The organism is Arthrobacter livingstonensis (assembly GCF_003219815.1).
Classification (GTDB): Bacteria; Actinomycetota; Actinomycetes; order Actinomycetales; family Micrococcaceae; genus Specibacter; species Specibacter livingstonensis.
Genome location: NZ_QJVD01000027.1, coordinates 1 through 17,009 on the forward strand (window position 1 = coordinate 1; position 17,009 = coordinate 17,009).

The following is a 17,009-nucleotide window of genomic DNA, read 5'->3' on the forward strand; positions in this document are numbered from 1 at the left end:
AGTTCTGGGCCGCGGAAAACATCCAGCCGGAGTCCTACGAACCCGGCAGCTGGGGCCCCACCTCCGCTGATGAACTGTTGAAGCAAGACGGAAGGACGTGGCGTCGACCGTGATAGTTGACCTGCCCAAGACCACCACCTCCAAGGTGACCAAGCGAATCGTCAAACTGCGTGAACAGGGCGGCGTCGTGACGCTGGGCCGCGTGCTGACCCTGGTCATCATCATGAAGGCCGGACTGGAGGAGGACGCCATTGAGGCGGCCAACCTGGCCAGCCGGGAACACCCGTGCCGCATCATTGTCCTCGCCGAAGGGGAGGCGGACGAGCCTACCCGCCTGGATGGCCAAATCCGGGTTGGCGGCGACGCCGGCGCCTCCGAGGTGATTGTGCTGCGCGGCTACGGCGAACTGGCCGGTGCCTCCGAGTCACTTGTCTCGGCCCTGCTGCTCCCGGATGCCCCGATCGTGGCCTGGTGGCCGCACGCCGCCCCGCCGGACGCCAGCGGCAGCTCGATCGGCAGGATAGCGCACCGCCGCATCACCGACTCAGCTAACGAAGCCGATCCTCGCGCTGCCCTGCGCCGGATCGGTGAGACGTACACGGCCGGGGACACGGACCTGGCCTGGACCCGTTTGACGAACTGGCGCATCCAGCTCGCCGCCGTCCTCGACCAGCTCACCACGGAGGCGCCCATCACGGCGCTGACTGTTGAGGGCGCCACCGATTCACCCAGCACCCTCCTGCTGGCCGCCTGGCTGCACCGGGCGCTGCAGGTGCCCATCACCGTGGTGGAGGACCGTTCCGGCACCGGGATCCGCCGCGTCATCATGGAACGGGCCGGCGGCAACATTGAATTGTTCCGCCCCGGGAACACGGAGGCCATCCTGACCCAGCCCGGCCAGCCGGATCAGCGCATTTCACTCCCCCGCCGCACGGCACAGGACTGCCTAGCCGAGGAACTGCGCCGGCTCGACCCCGACGAGGTCTTCGGTGAAGTCATCACCGAGGGCCTGAACACATTGTTCTCCGATGAAAAGGTGGTTCAGGCATGACCCGCAATGTTCGCATTACGCTCCACCCAAGCTTTGACGTCCTGGCCGCCACCACGGCGGCCCGGCTGATCACGCGCCTGCTGGATGTCCAGGGTGAGCGCGGGGAGGCCACGGTGGTGCTGACCGGCGGCAGCGTCGGGATTGCCACGCTGAAGGCGGTGGCGCAATCGCCGGCCAGGCTCGCCGTGGACTGGGCCAAGGTGAATTTTTGGTTTGGCGACGAGCGTTTTGTGCCCGCGGCCTCGCCCGACCGCAACGCCGGCCAGGCTGCAGCCGCCCTGCTGGACCACATCGGCGTTGACCGTGCCCGGGTCCACGAAATGGCGGCCTCCGACGTCGTGGCGGACCTGGAAGCAGCCGCAGCGGACTACACCGCACAGCTGGCCGCGGCTGCCCGGCGGGAATGGGAGAGCGACGACGACTCGCCCGAGTCCGCGCCCGCGGTGCCCCGCTTTGACGTCCTGCTGCTGGGTCTGGGCCCGGACGCGCACATTGCCTCCCTCTTTCCGGAGATGTCCGGCATCCGCTCGCAGGGCGTGCCCGTGGTGGGTGTTGCCAACTCCCCCAAGCCGCCGCCGTGGCGCGTATCGCTGACCCTGGATGCCATAAACACGGCGCTGGAAATTTGGATTGTGGTTGCCGGCGCCGACAAGGCGGCCGCAGTGGGCCTGGGCCTGGCGGGCGCCAATCCCGTGCAGGTGCCGGCCTCAGGTGCGCACGGGGTCAACAAGACCATGTGGCTTCTCGACCAGGAGGCCGCCGCCAAGGTCCCCGAGCAGCTCATGCGCCGCGACAGCTAGTGCGGGCACGACGCCGGCCCAGTCACCCCATGGTGGCCGGGCCGGTTTTTCGTGTGCCCTCTCCGGCGTCCAGAACCAGCCGCCACACAGGACCTTGACCGACGCGAAGCGTCGGAGCCATAATGGGGCGGGGCGCCAGGGCGGTGCCTCAGAAACGAACCGGTGTGCGGCGCCGACGGGGCAGAGGAGTCTTCACATGACAAAGTTCCTGATCTCGTTCCCCGGTGAGGCCATGGTGTTCCCCAAGGAGGACTTCGAGGCTGTCGCTGAAAGTGCTCACGCCGTCATCGGCGAGGCCAAGGCAGCGGGCGTGTACGTCTTTAGCGGTGGGATCGACGAGGACGTGGACCCGGTGCTCGTGGCCGGCGACGGAACCGTGACAGGGGGCACACACCGAGGCCACAAGGTACCCAACGGCGGCTACACCGTTCTCGAACTGCCCTCCCGGGAGGCGGCCGTCAAGTGGGCCGCAAAGATCGCCGTCGCCAGCCGCTGCTCGCAAGAGGTTCGACAGTTCCAGTACGACCCGGCCAGCTGACGCGGTCATCACCAACCGGGCACGTCGTTGGTTCTGTCATTATTAGGCTGACTTGCCTACGATGCGCTGTCTAGCTGGAATAGGACATGAGCAGGCCCAGGCCGACGATCACGACGCCCCAGGTGATGCCCAGGACCACGGTAAAGCGGTTCAGGTTGCGCTCGGCCACGCCGGAGGAGCCAAGGTTGGAGCTCATGCCGCCGCCAAACATGTCCGAGAGCCCGCCGCCCCGGCCCTTATGGAGCAGGATCAGCAGGGTCAGCAGCAAGCTTGTGATGCCCAGCAGGATCTGCAGGGCAATTTTTAGTGCTTCCACTTGTGGCCTTTCAGCGTGGTTCGTCTCAGGGGTGCTTCATGTGGTGGCGCAGTCAATGCCCAAGCCGCCACCAAGTCTATCCGGCCCGGCCCGCACTTTGCGAATCCCCAGCCGTTCCCACTGCTCGCATGCTCACAGCGGGTCCCTCGCGGCCGCCGGCCCAGACACGATTCTTGTGGGAGGGTGTGGTGGGCCCACGCGCCCGAGGGGCCCCGGCCGTGCCGGCAGCGGGGAGGGTATGGTGGGCCCACGCGCCCGAGGGGCCCCGGCCGTGCCGGCAGCGGGGAGGGTGTGGGGACTAGCCCGTGACCAGGTGGCTTTCGAAGCGCGCAATGGTGGCGAATTCCCCGGCGTCCAGGCTGGCGCCGCCCACCAGTACGCCGTCAACGTCCCTTTCGGCCATGATGGCCGCGACGTTGGCGGCCTTGACGGAGCCACCGTACAACAGGCGGGTCTTGGCGGCCGTCGCGGCGTCAAACAGTTCGGCCAGTTCCGCGCGGATGGCGGCGCAGAGTTCCTGGGCGTCGGAGGGGCCGGCCACTTCGCCGGTGCCGATGGCCCAGATGGGTTCGTAGGCGATGACAAGTTCGGCGGCCTGTTCGGCCGTGAGGCCGGCGACGCCGGCACGAATCTGGGCAAGCGTGTGCTCAACGTGGGTGCCCGCCTGGCGGACCTGCAGGCCCTCGCCGGCGCACAGCACGGGGGTGAGCTCGTGGCGGAAGGCGGCCTTGACCTTGGCGTTGAGCAGCTCATCGCTTTCACCGTGGATTTCACGGCGTTCGCTGTGGCCCACCAGGACGTAGCTGCAGCCGAGTTTGTTCAGGAAGGCGCCGGAGATGTCGCCGGTGTAAGCCCCCGCGTCCTGCTCGGAGAGGTCCTGGGCGCCGTAGCTGAGCTTGAGCTTGTCGCCCTGCACCAAGGTCTGCACGCCGCGGATGTCGGTGAAGGGTGGGAAGACGGAGACTTCAACCCGGGCAAAGTCGTGGCGGGCGTCGGAAAGCGTCCATGCCAGCTTCTGCAGCAAGGTGATGCCCTGGACGTGGTCCATGTTCATCTTCCAGTTGCCGGCAATCAGCGGTGTGCGGTCGAAGGTTCCGTTGGTCGAAGTCGTCATCGCTCTCTCGTTTCTGGCAGTGCCCGTGGCTTGCAGGGCTTGGGGCTCGTAGGAAAAACTTGTGAATCGTGCGCCGGTGGGCGCAGCAAAGGTGGCGGCAGTCAATCCTGCCGCCACCTTGTGCGGCTAGCGTTCCAGGGCGCTCAAGCCCGGCAGTTCCTTGCCTTCAAGGAATTCCAGGCTTGCCCCGCCGCCGGTGGAGATGTGGCCAAACGCGTCGTCGGTGAAACCGAGCGTGCGCACGGCCGAGGCGGAGTCCCCGCCGCCCACCACGGTGAAGCCGCCCTTGGCGGTGGTGGCGGCCAGGGCGGCTGCCACGACGCGCGTGCCCTCGGCAAAGGCAGGGAATTCAAATACGCCCATGGGCCCATTCCAAAACGCGGTCTTGGCAGGAGCGATCGCCGCGGCAAACGCGGCACCGGAAACCGGCCCGATGTCCAGACCCAGGCCGGAGGCACCGAAGCTGCTTGCCTCGATCAAGTCCGCTGCCACAACTTCGTGGTCTGCGTCGGCCGCGAAGCGCCCGGCCACCACGATGTCGGTGGGGAGCACGAACGTGGTTCCGGCTGCCTCCGCCCGTTTGAGGTAGTCCTTGACCACCGGAATCTGCTCGGTTTCCAGCAGCGACGCACCCACCTTGTGGCCCTGGGCCGCCAGGAAGGTGAACAGCATGCCGCCGCCCACCAGGATGGTGTCCGCCTTGCCGATCAGGTTGTCAATGACGGCGAGCTTGTCCGAGACCTTCGAGCCGCCCAGAACCACGACGTAGGGCCGCTCCGTATCCGTGGTGAGCCTGGTCAGCACCTCAAGTTCCGTGCGGACCAGGTCGCCCTGGTAGGAGGGCAGCAGCTTGGCGATGTCATAGACGCTGGCATGCTTGCGGTGCACTGCGCCAAAGGCGTCATCCACGTAGGCGCCGTTGTCTCCGGTCAACGCTGCCAGCTCGGCAGCAAAAGACGCCCGTTCGGCGTCGTTCTTGGAGGTTTCGCGGGCGTCAAAGCGCACGTTTTCCAGCACCAATACGGAACCGTCGGCCAAGGCTGCAGCAGCAGCCTTGGCGGCTGGACCGGTGGTGTCGGCAGCCAAAGTCGCGTTCAGCCCGGGAGCCAGCTCGGCCAGTCGGGCGACGGCGGGAGCCAAGGAATACTTGGCCTCCGGGGTACCCTTCGGACGGCCCAGGTGGGCGCTGAGCAGAACCTTGGCACCGGCGTCGGCCAAGGCCTTGATCCCGGGCAGGGAGGCCCTGATGCGGCCGTCGTCACTCACCGAAGAGCCGTCGAGCGGCACGTTCAAATCACTACGGATAAGAACGTACCGCCCGCGGACACCTTCATCGATGAGTTCGCTGAGGGTGTGAAGTGTCATGCTTTTTTGCCTGCCCTTACCTTGTAGCCGGTGTCTTAGAGCTTGGATGCAACGAGTTCGGTCAGGTCGACCAGGCGGTTGGAGTAGCCCCACTCGTTGTCGTACCAGGCAACAACCTTGACCTGGTTGCCGATGACCTTGGTCAGGCCCGAGTCGAAGATGGACGACGCCGGGTCCCCGACAATGTCCGAGGAGACGATCGGGTCTTCGGTGTACGTCAGGTAGCCGGCCAGCTTGCCCTCAGCGGCAGCAGCCTTGTAGGCGGCGTTGACTTCGGCAACGGTGACCTCGCGGCTGACCGTGGCGGTCAGGTCCGTGGCGGAACCGGTGGGGACGGGCACACGGATGGCGAAGCCGTCCAGCTTGCCCTTGAGCTCCGGCAGGACCAGGCCGATGGCTTTGGCGGCACCGGTGGACGTCGGGATCATGTTGATGGCGGCGGCGCGTGCGCGGCGCAGGTCCCTGTGCGGGCCGTCCTGCAGGTTCTGGTCGGCGGTGTAGGCGTGGATGGTGGTCATCAGGCCACGCTCCAGGCCGAAGCTGTCGTTCAGGACCTTGGCCAGCGGGCCGAGGCAGTTGGTGGTGCAGGAGGCGTTGGAGATGATGTGGTGGGCGGCGGGATCGTACAGTTCGTCGTTGACGCCCAGGACGATCGTGATGTCTTCATCGGAAGCCGGGGCGGAGATGAGGACCTTCTTGGCACCGGCGTCGATGTGCTTCTGCGCATCGGAAGCCTTGGTGAAGAAGCCGGTGGACTCGACGACAATGTCCACACCGAGCTCGCCCCAGGCCAGCTTGGCGGGGTCGCGCTCGGCGAGAACGGTGATGGTCTTGCCGTCCACTACGAGGTGGCCGTCGACAACGTCGACGGAAACGGGCAGGCGGCCGTTGACGGAATCATACTTGAGCAGGTGGGCAAGTGCCTCGGGGCTCGTGAGGTCGTTGACCGCAACAATTTCAATGTCGGCACCCTGTGCCAGCGCTGCGCGGAAGTAATTGCGGCCAATGCGGCCGAATCCGTTGATGCCAATACGAGTAGTCACTGATTCTCTCTCCTTGGTGCCTGTGGCACCCATTGTCAGGTTGAATGGTTGCACTCAACCGTTGGTTCCCGCACGACGTTGGGCAGAGATTGTTCCTGGCGCGCGTTGCGATGCGCGCACCGTGATCCATATTACGTTCCGGGGGCCCACCCCGCCAATGTGACGGGGCGGGCGTCCACCAAGTGGCCACCGGCGTGACCGGGCGGCCCTGCAGCTTAGAGCAGGATCAGGCCGGTGGCGTTCTTACGGGCGGCGTCAAAACGCTTGGCGACGTCGGCCCAGTTCACGATGTTCCAGAAAGCCTTGACATAGTCTGCCTTGACATTGACGTAGTCAAGGTAGAAAGCGTGCTCCCACATGTCCAGCATAAGCAGCGGTGTGGTGGCCACGGGAACGTTGCCCTGCTGGTCAAAAAGCTGCTCGATCAGGATGTTGCCGCCGAGGCCTTCGTAGGACAACAGCGCCCAGCCGGAGCCCTGGATGCCCATGGCCGCAGCGGTGAAGTGGGCACGGAAGGCATCGAAGGAGCCAAAGGCGTCGTCGATGGCGGCTGCGAGTTCGCCTTCGGGCTTGTCGCCGCCCTCGGGAGAGAGGTTGTTCCAGAAAATGGAGTGGTTGGTGTGTCCACCAAGGTTGAACGCCAGGTCCTTGGAGTACTTGGCCACGTTGGCGAAGTTGTTGGTGCTGCGTGCTTCTGCGAGCTGTTCCAGCGCCGTGTTGGCGCCGGCAACGTACGCCGCGTGGTGCTTGCTGTGGTGCAACTCCATGATGCGGGCCGAAATGTTGGGCTCCAGGGCAGCATAGTCATAGCTGAGGTCTGGAAGTGTGTACTTAGTCACGGTTCCTCCGTTGCGATTTTTTCTGGTGGGTTTGCGCCGGGATGTTTCTCCCTGCCCAAACTGCATAACCGATTTTTAGCCGGCTATATTTCTACTCTGTCATATTAGGCACATTTACGATTCCAACATGTCGAACGTGACATTGAATTCCGTTCCCGGGATGCCCGTCTCCTGCGCCTTCTTGTCCGCCATGGCCAGCAGGCGGCGGATCCGCCCGGCGATGGCGTCCTTGGTCAGTGGCGGATCCGCGAGCCGGCCCAGTTCATCCAGGCTGGCCTGTTTGTGGCCCACGCGCAGCTCGCCGGCGTACTTGAGGTGGTCGGGGACGTCGTCGCCAAGGATTTCCAGGGCCCGGTCCACCCGGGCGCCGGCGGCCACGGCGGCCTGCGCCGATCGGCGCAGGTTGGCGTCGTCAAAGTTGGCCAGGCGGTTGGCGGTGGCACGCACTTCCTTGCGCATGCGCCGTTCCTCCCAGACCAGCAGGGTCTCATGGGCGCCCATGCGCACCAGCAGCTCCGCAATCGTGTCGCCGTCGCGGATCACCACCCGGTCGATGCCACGGACTTCGCGGGCCTTGGCGGCAATGTCGATGCGGCGCGCGGCGCCCACCAGGGCCAGGGCGGCCTCGGGGCCGGGGCAGGTCACCTCCAGGGCCGAGGATCGGCCCGGTTCCGTCAGCGAGCCGTGGGCCAGAAACGCGCCTCGCCAGACGGCCTCGGCGTCCGCGGCGGAACCGTTCACGACGACGGAGGGCAGCCCGCGCACGGGGCGTCCCCTGCCGTCCAGCAGGCCCGTCTGGCGGGCCAGTGCCTCGCCGTCGCGGACTACGCGGATCACGTAGCGGTTGCCGCGCCGCAGCCCGCCACCGCCGGAGACCACGATGATTTCGCTTTGGTGGCCGTAGATTTCGGCGATGGCCACGCGCAGGCGCCTGGCCGTGGCGGCGGAATCAACTTCCGCCTCAATCACGATCCGCCCGGAAATGATGTGCAGTCCCCCGGCAAAACGCAGCAGCGCCGATACTTCCGCTTTCCGTACCGAGGACTTCTTGATGTCCAGTCTGGACAATTCCTCTTTGACCGCCGTTGTCAGCGCCATGGTTCAGCCCTTCGCCTTAAAAATACTAGTTGTCCCCGAAAATGTCCCGATACGCCGCCGCCAGCCGCAAGGGATCGTGGACGGGGGTTCCCGCGTGACTCCCCACCTTACCGAAGACCACCTCGGCGCCAAGCATCGCGGCTGCCTCGGTGAACCCAGCCACGTCCGCGATGGAGGAAGGATCCGCCAACACGACGTCCACGCCAAAATCCGGTGCGTAGCGTGAAATCACGTGCAGGTGGCCGGCTGCGTCCAATCCGGTCGCTTCAAGGTCGTTGACGTCAAGGTTCATGGTCAGCAGCCTTCGGGCCTTGGTGGTGCACAGCGCGTCCCGCATTTCGGGCAGCAGGAGGTGCGGCAGCACGGAGGTGTACCAGGAGCCGGGGCCCAGCACCACCCAGTCGGCATCGTGGATGGCAGCCACGGCTTCGACACAGGCCGGTGCGTCCTCGGGCAGCAGCCGGACATTGTCCAGCCCGCCGGCCTTGGCCAGGCGTGCCTGGCCGCTGATGATCCGCCCTTCCGGGTGGGCAGCGTCCACTGCCGCCACCACCCGCCCCTCAATGGTCAGCGGCACGCTGGCCATGGGCAGCACTTCGCCCCGGGCCCCGAGCAGCGCCCCGGCCCAGCGCAACCCTGCCACGGTGTCGCCGAGCAGCTCCCACAGCGTGACGATGAGCAGGTTGCCCAGCGCGTGGTTGTCCAGCGAGCCGGCATCCCCGTTGCGGGACGTGAAGCGGTGCTGCATGACGTCCCGCCACGTCCGGCCCCAGTCGGTGTCGTCACAGAGGGCGGCCAGGGCCATCCGCAGATCGCCCGGCGGGAGGACGCCCAGCTCTTCCCGCAGGCGGCCGGAGGAGCCGCCGTCGTCGGCGACGGTGACCACGGCGGTGAGGTTGCTGGTGAGCAGGCGCAGCGCCGACAGGGAAGCGGCCAGACCGTGCCCGCCGCCCAGCGCCGCGACCTTCACCGCGGATTCGAACGCCGGCAGCCTCCCGCCCGCCGGAATGATTGGCAGTATGCCCGTATACACGCCGCTACTCCCGGCCCAGGTCGCGGTGCCGGATGCTGGCCGTGACCCGGGGATACTGGCTCAGCCGCTTGGCCAGTTCAATGGCCACGGCCACGGACCGGTGCTTGCCGCCCGTGCAGCCGATGGCAATGGTGGCATAGTGCTTGTTCTCCCGGCGGTACCCCTCCAGGACCGGTTCAAGGGCGTGGACGTAGCGCTCCACGAAGTCGGCGGCGCCGTGGTCCTTGAGGACAAAGTCGCTGACGGCAGCGTCCTCCCCCGTCAGCGGGCGCAGCTGCGGGATCCAGTGCGGGTTGGGGATGAAGCGGACGTCCGCCACGTAGTTGGCGTCCACTGGCAGGCCGTACTTGAAGCCAAAGCTCATCACTGTCAGCGCCAGCACCACGGGGCCGGATTCGGAGAACAGTTCGGTGACCGCGGAGCCGAGCTCGTGCACGTTCATGACGGTGGTGTCCAGCACCATTTCCGCCTGCGACTTCATCTCGGCCAGCAGCTGCCTTTCGGAGCCAATGCCGTCCAGGATGCGCCCGTCCTTTTGCAGCGGGTGCGGGCGGCGGGCCAGCTCAAAGCGGCGCACCAGGGTTTCGTCGCTGGCATCCAGAAACATCACGCGGTAAGCCACTCCGGCAGCGGAAAGGGCATTGAGCGACTCCCGGATGTCGGCAAAAAGTGCCTTGCCCCGCACGTCGACAACGACGGCGAGCTTTGGCAGCGCCGCCGGCATCCGCGAGACCAGCTCGGACAGGGCCGCCAACATTTGGGGCGGCAGATTTTCAATGACGTACCAGCCCAGGTCCTCCAGCGCGTTGGCCGCCGTGCTGCGACCGGCACCGGACATCCCGGTGACGACCAGCAGTTGCGGCTCGACCGGCTTCACAGGTGTCAGGGGTCCGGCGTCGGATGCTGCGTCGTTGTGGCCTGTCATTGCACTCCCTTGGAAGCTGTGCTGTGGGTCGCCGTCCTGCAATGCAGTGCGGGAAGTTTCGTTACCTGCCAGCCTAGTTGAGTTTGCGGCCCGTCAGGAATCCGGGCAGCGGCGCTATTGAAGAATTTCACCCGTTGCCATGTTGACGGCCGGAGCGGCGTCCGCCTGGCCGCCGGCGGCGAGCGTGTCGTAAACGGCCTGGGCCAGGACGGGCCCGATCCCCTTGGCCTGTACCAGTTCCTCCACCGTGGCCGCCCGCACCTTCTTCAGCGAACCAAAGTGGCCCAGCAGCGCCTTTTGTTTGGCCGCGCCCATGCCCGGCACGGTGTCCAGGGCCGAGGCGGTCATGGCCTTGCCGCGCTTGGCCCGGTGAAAGGTGATGGCGAAGCGGTGGGCCTCGTCGCGGATGCGCTGCAACAGGTACAGGCCTTCCGAGGACCGCGGCAGGATCACGGGGAAGTCACTGTCCGGCAGCCACACTTCCTCCAGCCGCTTGGCCAGCCCGACCACCGCGACGTCGGTGATGCCGAGCCCGGCGAGGGCCCGGGCCGCGGCGTTGACTTGGGGCACGCCTCCGTCGACCACCACCAGGTTGGGCGGGTACGCAAACCTGCTCCTGGCCGGCTCGGCAGTTTCGGCAGTGGTGGCCGTGAGCGCGGAAATGTCGCCGGAGGCCTGCACCGACTGCGCCCGCTCCGCCTTTTCGGCCAGGTAGTTGCGGAAGCGTCGGGTGATGACGTCATGCATGGAGGCGGTGTCGTCGATGGCCGCCTCACCGGTGATGGCGAACTTGCGGTACTCGCCCTTCTTGGCGATACCGTCCTCGACCACCACCATGGAGGCCACGACGTTGGTGCCCTGCACGTGGGAGATGTCAAAGCATTCGATCCGCAGCAGCGGCATGGGCAGTTCCAGCGCCTCCTGGAGCTCCGCCAGGGCCAGGGACCGGGTGGTGAGGTCGCCTGCGCGGCGGGACTTGTGCAGGACCATGGCCTGCCGGGCGTTTTGCCGGACAGTGTCCATGAGCGCGGCCTTGTCCCCGCGCTGGGGCACCCTGATGTCGACCCGGCCGCCGCGGATCCCGCCCAGCCACTCGGAGAGGTCGTGGTGGTTGGCGGGCAGTTCCGGCACCAGGATCTGGCGCGGGATGGAGTCCTGCTGCTGGTCCTCGGCGCCGTACACCTGCTGCATGAGGTGCTCCCAAAGATCAGCGTCGGTGGCATCCTCCACCTTCTCCACCACCCAGCCGCGCTGTCCGCGGATCCGCCCGCCACGCACGTGAAATACCTGGACCGCCGCTTCGAGCTCGTCCTGTTCGACGGCGAAGATGTCCGCGTTGGTGTCTTCGGCCAGCACCACGGCGTTGCGTTCAAACACCTTTTTCAGGGCAATGACGTCGTCGCGCAGCCGCGCGGCCTGCTCGTAGTCGAGTTCCACCACGGCGGCGGACATCTGCCTTTCCAGCTTGGAGATGAAGCGCTTGGCCTCGCCGCCCATGAAGTCACAGAAGTCCTGCGCGAGTGCCTTGTGGTCCTCCTCGCTGATGCGTCCCACGCACGGGGCGGCGCATTTGTCGATGTAGCCCAGCAGGCAGGGCCGTCCGCTGCGTTCGGCACGGCGCAGCACGCCGGTGCTGCAGCTGCGGACGGGGAAGACGCGCAGCAGGGTGTCCATGGTTTCGCGGATGGCGCCGGCGGTGTAGGGGCCAAAGTATTTGGTTCCTTTGCGCCGCTCGCCGCGCATGACCTGCACGCGCGGGTACTTCTCCCCCATGGACACGGCCAGGTAGGGGTACGTTTTGTCGTCGCGGAAGGCCAGGTTGTACCGCGGCGCGAATTCCTTGATCCAGGTGTATTCAAGTTGCAGGGCTTCCAGTTCACTGCCCACGGTGGTCCATTGGACGCTCGCCGCGTGGTGGACCATGGCGTGGGTTTTGGGCAGCAGCCCGGCAGGGTTGGCAAAATACGAGTTCAGGCGCGAGCGGAGATTCTTCGCCTTGCCCACGTAGATGATGCGCCCGTGTTCGTCCCGGAATCTGTAAACCCCCGGGTCGGTGGGAATCTCGCCGGGCTTGGGCCTATACGATGCTGGGTCTGACACACAACCAGTCTAATCCGGGCCCGCAGCCAATGGGCCCACTGCCGCGAGGGACCCGCTGCGGGCTTGCGAGCAGTGGGAGCGGTTAGGGAGTGTGAGCAATGGGAGCGGTTAGGGAGTGTGAGCAATGGGAGCGGTTGGGTGGGCCCACGACCGCGAGGGACCTGCTGCGAGCCTGCGAGCGGTGGGAGCGGTTGGGGATTACTCCACGCTGGGGCTTTGGTTGTACTTGGCGCAGCGGTCCTGGCCGGTCAGCTCGGCAACGGCGTCCATGATGGCATCGGTGACGGTGCGGCGGGCCGGCAGCGAATGGTCCGGACCCGTTTTCTCAAAGGACAGCGGCGCACCGAACTTCAGCGTGAACCTCGCCGGCTTGAACGTCTTTTTGCCTGCGGGCTGCAGCTTTTCCGTGCCGATGATGCCCACGGGCACCACCGGCGCGCCCGTGGTCAGCGCCAGCCAGCCCACGCCCGTGCGCCCGCGGTACAGCTTGCCGTCGCGGGAGCGGGTGCCCTCCGGGTAGATTCCGACCGCTTCGCCGCGGCCCAGGATCTCCAGCAGGGTCTTGAGCGCGTGCACGCTGGCCGCCTGCTCGCCGCGCTCCACGGGAATGGAGTGCACGGACTCGAAAAACTGTTTCATGAGCCTGCCCCTGACCCCCTTGCCGGTGAAGTACTCGGCCTTCGCAAAGAAGGAAACCGGCCGGGGCGTGAGTGCCTGGACAATGACCGAGTCAAGGAAGGACAGGTGGTTGGGCGCCACGATAAAAGGACCCTCCACGGGGACGTTTTCCAGGCCTTCCACGGCGGGACGGCAGAGGCCCGTGATGGTGCCGCGGGTGAGCACCCGGGTGAGGTCATACAGGGCCATGGGCGGCTTCCGTCGCGGCGGACATGCCGGTGCCCAGTTCCCTTGCCACTGCCTGCAGGAGTTCCTCCGCCGTCTGCACGACGCCGGCAACTCCTGCCGCTTCCAGCTCGCCCTCGGGGGCGAAACCCCACGCAACCCCGATGCAGTCCAGCCCGTTGGCCCGTGCCCCGTTGACGTCCTGGTGTCGGTCGCCCACCATGATGGACCTCCCCTGCCCGCCGAGCCATTCCAGGGCTGAGCCGATGATCTCCGCCTTGCCGGCGCGGTATCCGGGTTCGCCCGGCATGAGCGATTCGTCCGTGTGCGAGCCGCGGATGACGTCAAAGGAATCGGCCAGGCCGTGGTGGGCCAGCAGGGTGCGCGCCAGCGCCTCGGGCTTTTGGGTGGCCACGGCAAGCCGCACGCCGCCGGCGCGGAGCTGGCCCAGCAATTCCGGGATCCCCGGGTAGACCCTGGACATGGCCATGCCACGCAGCGAGTACCAGCTGCGGTACGCGGCGATCACGTCCGGTACCAGCGGCTCCGGCACGCCCACTATGCCGACCAGGCCGTCCGCAAGCTTGGGGCCAACCATCCGGTTGAGCACCTCGGGGCCGGGGACCGGCAAATCCATAACGCGCAAGGCATGTGCAATGCCGCCGGTGATGCCGCCTGCCGGGTCGACGAGCGTGCCGTCCAGGTCGAAGAGGACTGCGGGAACGGGGCCGTCATCCACAACGGCGGGCTCGTCAATAATCACGTCCCTAGTTTCTCACGGCCCGCCGCGCCCACCGCACATCCATGCCGTGCCCGGCATATCTCCCCGCCACCCGTTGGGGTTTCAGCTCGCAGCGGCTCCCCCGCGGTCATGCACCCCCGCAGCGGCTCCCTCATGCTTATGGGCCCAGCCAACTCAGCGGGGGCCCTGCAGCGCCTCGCGCAGGAAGGTGCCGGTGTAGCTGTCCGTGCTTTTTGCCACCTTTTCAGGGGTGCCGGTTGCCACCAGCTGTCCGCCCCCGGTGCCCCCGTCGGGGCCGAGGTCCACGACCCAGTCGGCACTCTTGATCACGTCAAGGTTGTGTTCGATCACGATGACGGTGTTGCCCTTGTCCACCAGGCCCTGCAGGACCAGCAGCAGCTTGCGGATGTCCTCGAAGTGGAGCCCGGTGGTGGGCTCGTCCAGTACGTAGACGCTGCGGCCGTTGGAACGCTTTTGGAGTTCTGCCGCCAGCTTCACGCGCTGGGCTTCGCCGCCGGAGAGGGTGGTGGAGGCCTGTCCCAGCCGGACATAGCCGAGTCCGACGTCGACCAGCGTGCGCAGGTGCCGGGCAATCGGGGTGAACGCGGCGAAGAACTCCGCGCCCTCCTCGATCGGCATGTTCAGCACGTCCGCAATTGACTTGCCCTTGTAATGGACTTCCAGGGTTTCCCGGTTATAGCGCGCGCCGTGGCAGACCTCGCAGGGGACGTACACGTCCGGCAGGAAGTTCATTTCAATCTTCAGCGTGCCGTCGCCCGTGCAGGCCTCGCAGCGCCCGCCCTTGACGTTGAAGGAGAACCGGCCCGGCTGGTAGCCGCGGACCTTGGATTCGTTGGTCTCGGCAAACAGCTTGCGGATGTTGTCAAAGACACCCGTGTACGTGGCCGGATTGGAACGGGGCGTGCGCCCGATGGGACTCTGGTCGACGTGGACCACCTTGTCCAGGTGTTCCAGGCCGTCCACCCGCAGGTGCCGGCCCGCCACCTGCTTGGCGCCGTTGAGCTTGTTCGCCAGCACCTTGTACAGGATCTCGTTGACCAGGGTCGACTTGCCGGAGCCGCTGACGCCGGTGACCGCCGTCATGACGCCCAGCGGGAACGCGACGTCCAGGTTCAGCAAGTTGTTTTCCTTGGCCCCAATGACCTTGAGTTCGCGCTTTTTGTCATATTTGCGGCGCTTGGCCGGCACGGCGATGCTCTTGCGGCCCGAGAGGTAGTCGCCCGTGAGCGATTCGGTGTTCTTAAGCAGGTCCGCCACGGAGCCGGAGTGGACCACGCGGCCGCCGTGCTCGCCGGCGCCCGGGCCGATGTCCACAATCCAGTCGGCCTCGTTGATGGTGTCTTCATCGTGTTCGACGACGATCAGCGTGTTTCCGAGGTCACGCAGCCTGGTCAGGGTCTCAATGAGGCGGCGGTTGTCGCGCTGGTGCAGGCCGATGGACGGTTCGTCGAGGACGTACAGCACGCCCACCAGGCCCGAACCGATCTGGGTGGCCAGGCGGATGCGCTGGGCCTCGCCGCCGGACAGGGTTCCGGACGCGCGTTCCAGGTTCAGGTACTCCAGGCCGACGTCCAGCAGGAACTTCAGGCGGCCCTGGATTTCCTTGAGTACCTGGCTGGCAATCTGTTCCTCCCGGCCCGTCAGGACCAGGTTGGAGAGGAAGGCAAAGCAGTCGCGCATGGACATGGCGCAAACTTCGGCAATGGACTTGTCGTTGATCAGCACGGACAGGGACGCCGGGTTCAGCCGGGCGCCGCCACAGGCGGGGCACGGGATTTGGCGCATGTACTCTTCGTAGCGGTCGCGGGCGGAGTCTGATTCGGTCTCGACATGCTTGCGCTGGATGTACTGCACGGCGCCCTCAAAGCCCGTGCTGTACTTGCGTTCCCGGCCAAAGCGGTTCTTGTACTGCACCACCACCTTGTGGTCCTTACCGTACAGGATGGCTTGGCGGGAATCAGTGCCCAGCTTGTTCCAGGAGTCGTCCAGTGAGAAGCCGAGGTCGGCCGCCAGGCCCTCCAGCAGCCGGTTCCAGTATTCGGTGGTTGCCGTGCCCAGCGACCAGGGGGCGATGGCGCCCTCGCGCAGGGACAGGAACGGGTTCGGGACCACCAGTTCCTCGTCCACTTCCAGCTTGGTGCCGATGCCGCTGCACGCTGTGCAGGCGCCGAAGGGGTTGTTGAAGGAGAAGGAGCGCGGCTCGATCTCGTCAATGGCCAACGGGTGCTCGTTGGGGCAGGCCAGGTTCTCGGAGAAGGAACGCACACGTCCGGCGTCGGACTCCGCCAGGTCCACCAGCTCGGCCAGGATGCGGCCCTCGGCGAGTCCCAGCGCGGTCTCCACGGAATCGGTGAGGCGCTGCTGCATGCCGTCCTTGACCACCAAGCGGTCCACCACCACCTCAATGGTGTGCTTGAACGTCTTCTTCAGCTTGGGCGGCTCGGACAGCTGGACCGCCTCGCCGTCCACCTTGGCACGGGAGTAGCCCTTGGCCGTGAGTTCGCGGAACAAGTCAACAAATTCGCCCTTGCGGTCCCGCACCACGGGGGCCAGCACCTGGAAGCGGGTGCCTTCGGGCATTTCAAGGAGCTGGTCCACGATCTGCTGCGGCGTTTGCTTGGCGATGGGCTCCCCGCACACCGGGCAGTGCGGAGTGCCCACACGCGCCCACAGCAGGCGCATGTAGTCATAAATTTCGGTGATGGTGCCCACCGTGGAACGCGGGTTTTTCGACGTCGACTTCTGGTCGATCGACACCGCCGGTGAGAGGCCCTCGATGAAGTCGACATCCGGCTTGTCCACCTGCCCCAGAAACTGGCGGGCATAGGCGGAGAGGGATTCCACGTAGCGGCGCTGGCCCTCGGCAAAGATGGTGTCAAACGCCAGGGACGACTTACCCGAGCCGGACAGCCCAGTGAAGACGATCATGGAGTCGCGCGGCAGGTCCAGGTCCACGTTGCGCAGGTTGTGCTCGCGCGCGCCCTTAACGACCAGTCGGGAGAGGTCGGGGCGCTTGATTTCCGGGTTCCCGGTGGCAGGCTGGGGCATTGTTTCCTTCACTATTCGGTCCGGGGCTTTCCGTCCGGCAGTTATTCCGGCCGGCACTTGTAAACGGCATTTTAAAGCAGGGCATTTAAAGCGGGGCGCGGACTCGGCGCTGCGGTGGCGCCACCCAACAGTA

At 66.2% G+C, this 17,009-nt stretch carries 15 protein-coding genes; 3 read left to right on the top strand and 12 right to left on the bottom strand.

The window, feature by feature from the left end; genetic code table 11:
* Positions 1-109: 109 nt before the first annotated feature.
* From CVV68_RS18795 to CVV68_RS18805, 3 genes are all read left to right on the top strand, one after another.
* Complete coding sequence (locus tag CVV68_RS18795; protein ID WP_110502535.1) at positions 110-1,051, top strand: glucose-6-phosphate dehydrogenase assembly protein OpcA; 942 nt, start codon at positions 110-112, stop codon at positions 1,049-1,051.
* Entirely contained in the window at positions 1,048-1,851 is an 804-nt protein-coding gene (pgl, locus tag CVV68_RS18800; protein ID WP_110502536.1) for a 6-phosphogluconolactonase, read from the top strand. The genes CVV68_RS18795 and pgl overlap by 4 nt, the downstream gene beginning before the upstream one ends.
* Positions 1,852-2,047: 196 nt before the next feature.
* Complete coding sequence (locus CVV68_RS18805; protein WP_110502537.1) at positions 2,048-2,389, top strand: YciI family protein; 342 nt, start codon at positions 2,048-2,050, stop codon at positions 2,387-2,389.
* A 70-nt stretch (positions 2,390-2,459) separates the two neighbouring features.
* On the opposite strand, the gene secG is transcribed toward CVV68_RS18805, so the two are convergent.
* The 12 genes from secG to uvrA all read right to left on the bottom strand — a co-directional run bounded on the left by secG (position 2,460) and on the right by uvrA (position 16,876).
* On the bottom strand, positions 2,460-2,705 hold the full coding sequence (secG, locus tag CVV68_RS18810; protein WP_110502538.1) for a preprotein translocase subunit SecG: 246 nt from the start codon (positions 2,703-2,705) through the stop codon (positions 2,460-2,462).
* A 298-nt stretch (positions 2,706-3,003) separates the two neighbouring features.
* Positions 3,004-3,819, bottom strand: a complete 816-nt coding sequence (gene tpiA / locus CVV68_RS18815; RefSeq protein ID WP_110502566.1) for a triose-phosphate isomerase — start codon at positions 3,817-3,819, stop codon at positions 3,004-3,006.
* A gap of 126 nt (positions 3,820-3,945) precedes the next feature.
* Complete coding sequence (locus CVV68_RS18820; protein WP_110502539.1) at positions 3,946-5,184, bottom strand: phosphoglycerate kinase; 1,239 nt, start codon at positions 5,182-5,184, stop codon at positions 3,946-3,948.
* Positions 5,185-5,219: 35 nt separating this feature from the next.
* On the bottom strand, positions 5,220-6,227 hold the full coding sequence (gene gap, locus CVV68_RS18825; RefSeq protein WP_110502540.1) for a type I glyceraldehyde-3-phosphate dehydrogenase: 1,008 nt from the start codon (positions 6,225-6,227) through the stop codon (positions 5,220-5,222).
* Between the two features lie 215 nt (positions 6,228-6,442).
* Positions 6,443-7,066 (bottom strand): superoxide dismutase, encoded by a 624-nt coding sequence (locus tag CVV68_RS18830; RefSeq protein ID WP_110502541.1) that lies wholly within the window; start codon positions 7,064-7,066, stop codon positions 6,443-6,445.
* A gap of 114 nt (positions 7,067-7,180) precedes the next feature.
* Entirely contained in the window at positions 7,181-8,164 is a 984-nt protein-coding gene (gene whiA, locus CVV68_RS18835; protein WP_110502542.1) for a DNA-binding protein WhiA, read from the bottom strand.
* Between the two features lie 25 nt (positions 8,165-8,189).
* Positions 8,190-9,197, bottom strand: a complete 1,008-nt coding sequence (locus CVV68_RS18840; protein ID WP_110502543.1) for a gluconeogenesis factor YvcK family protein — start codon at positions 9,195-9,197, stop codon at positions 8,190-8,192.
* A gap of 4 nt (positions 9,198-9,201) precedes the next feature.
* A complete protein-coding gene (rapZ, locus tag CVV68_RS18845) occupies positions 9,202-10,122 on the bottom strand; it encodes an RNase adapter RapZ (RefSeq protein WP_110502544.1) in 921 nt (306 codons plus the stop codon).
* Positions 10,123-10,236: 114 nt separating this feature from the next.
* Positions 10,237-12,222, bottom strand: coding sequence for an excinuclease ABC subunit UvrC (uvrC, locus tag CVV68_RS18850; protein WP_110502545.1), 1,986 nt, complete (start codon positions 12,220-12,222; stop codon positions 10,237-10,239).
* Between the two features lie 198 nt (positions 12,223-12,420).
* The gene (locus CVV68_RS18855) at positions 12,421-13,089 is read right to left on the bottom strand and encodes a lysophospholipid acyltransferase family protein (protein WP_110502546.1); all 669 of its coding nucleotides are present in this window, start codon (positions 13,087-13,089) and stop codon (positions 12,421-12,423) included.
* On the bottom strand, positions 13,076-13,828 hold the full coding sequence (locus CVV68_RS18860; RefSeq protein WP_245933653.1) for an HAD hydrolase-like protein: 753 nt from the start codon (positions 13,826-13,828) through the stop codon (positions 13,076-13,078). The genes CVV68_RS18855 and CVV68_RS18860 overlap by 14 nt, the downstream gene beginning before the upstream one ends.
* Positions 13,829-13,981: 153 nt before the next feature.
* Positions 13,982-16,876 (bottom strand): excinuclease ABC subunit UvrA, encoded by a 2,895-nt coding sequence (gene uvrA / locus CVV68_RS18865; RefSeq protein WP_110502547.1) that lies wholly within the window; start codon positions 16,874-16,876, stop codon positions 13,982-13,984.
* Between the last annotated feature and the right edge of the window lie 133 nt (positions 16,877-17,009).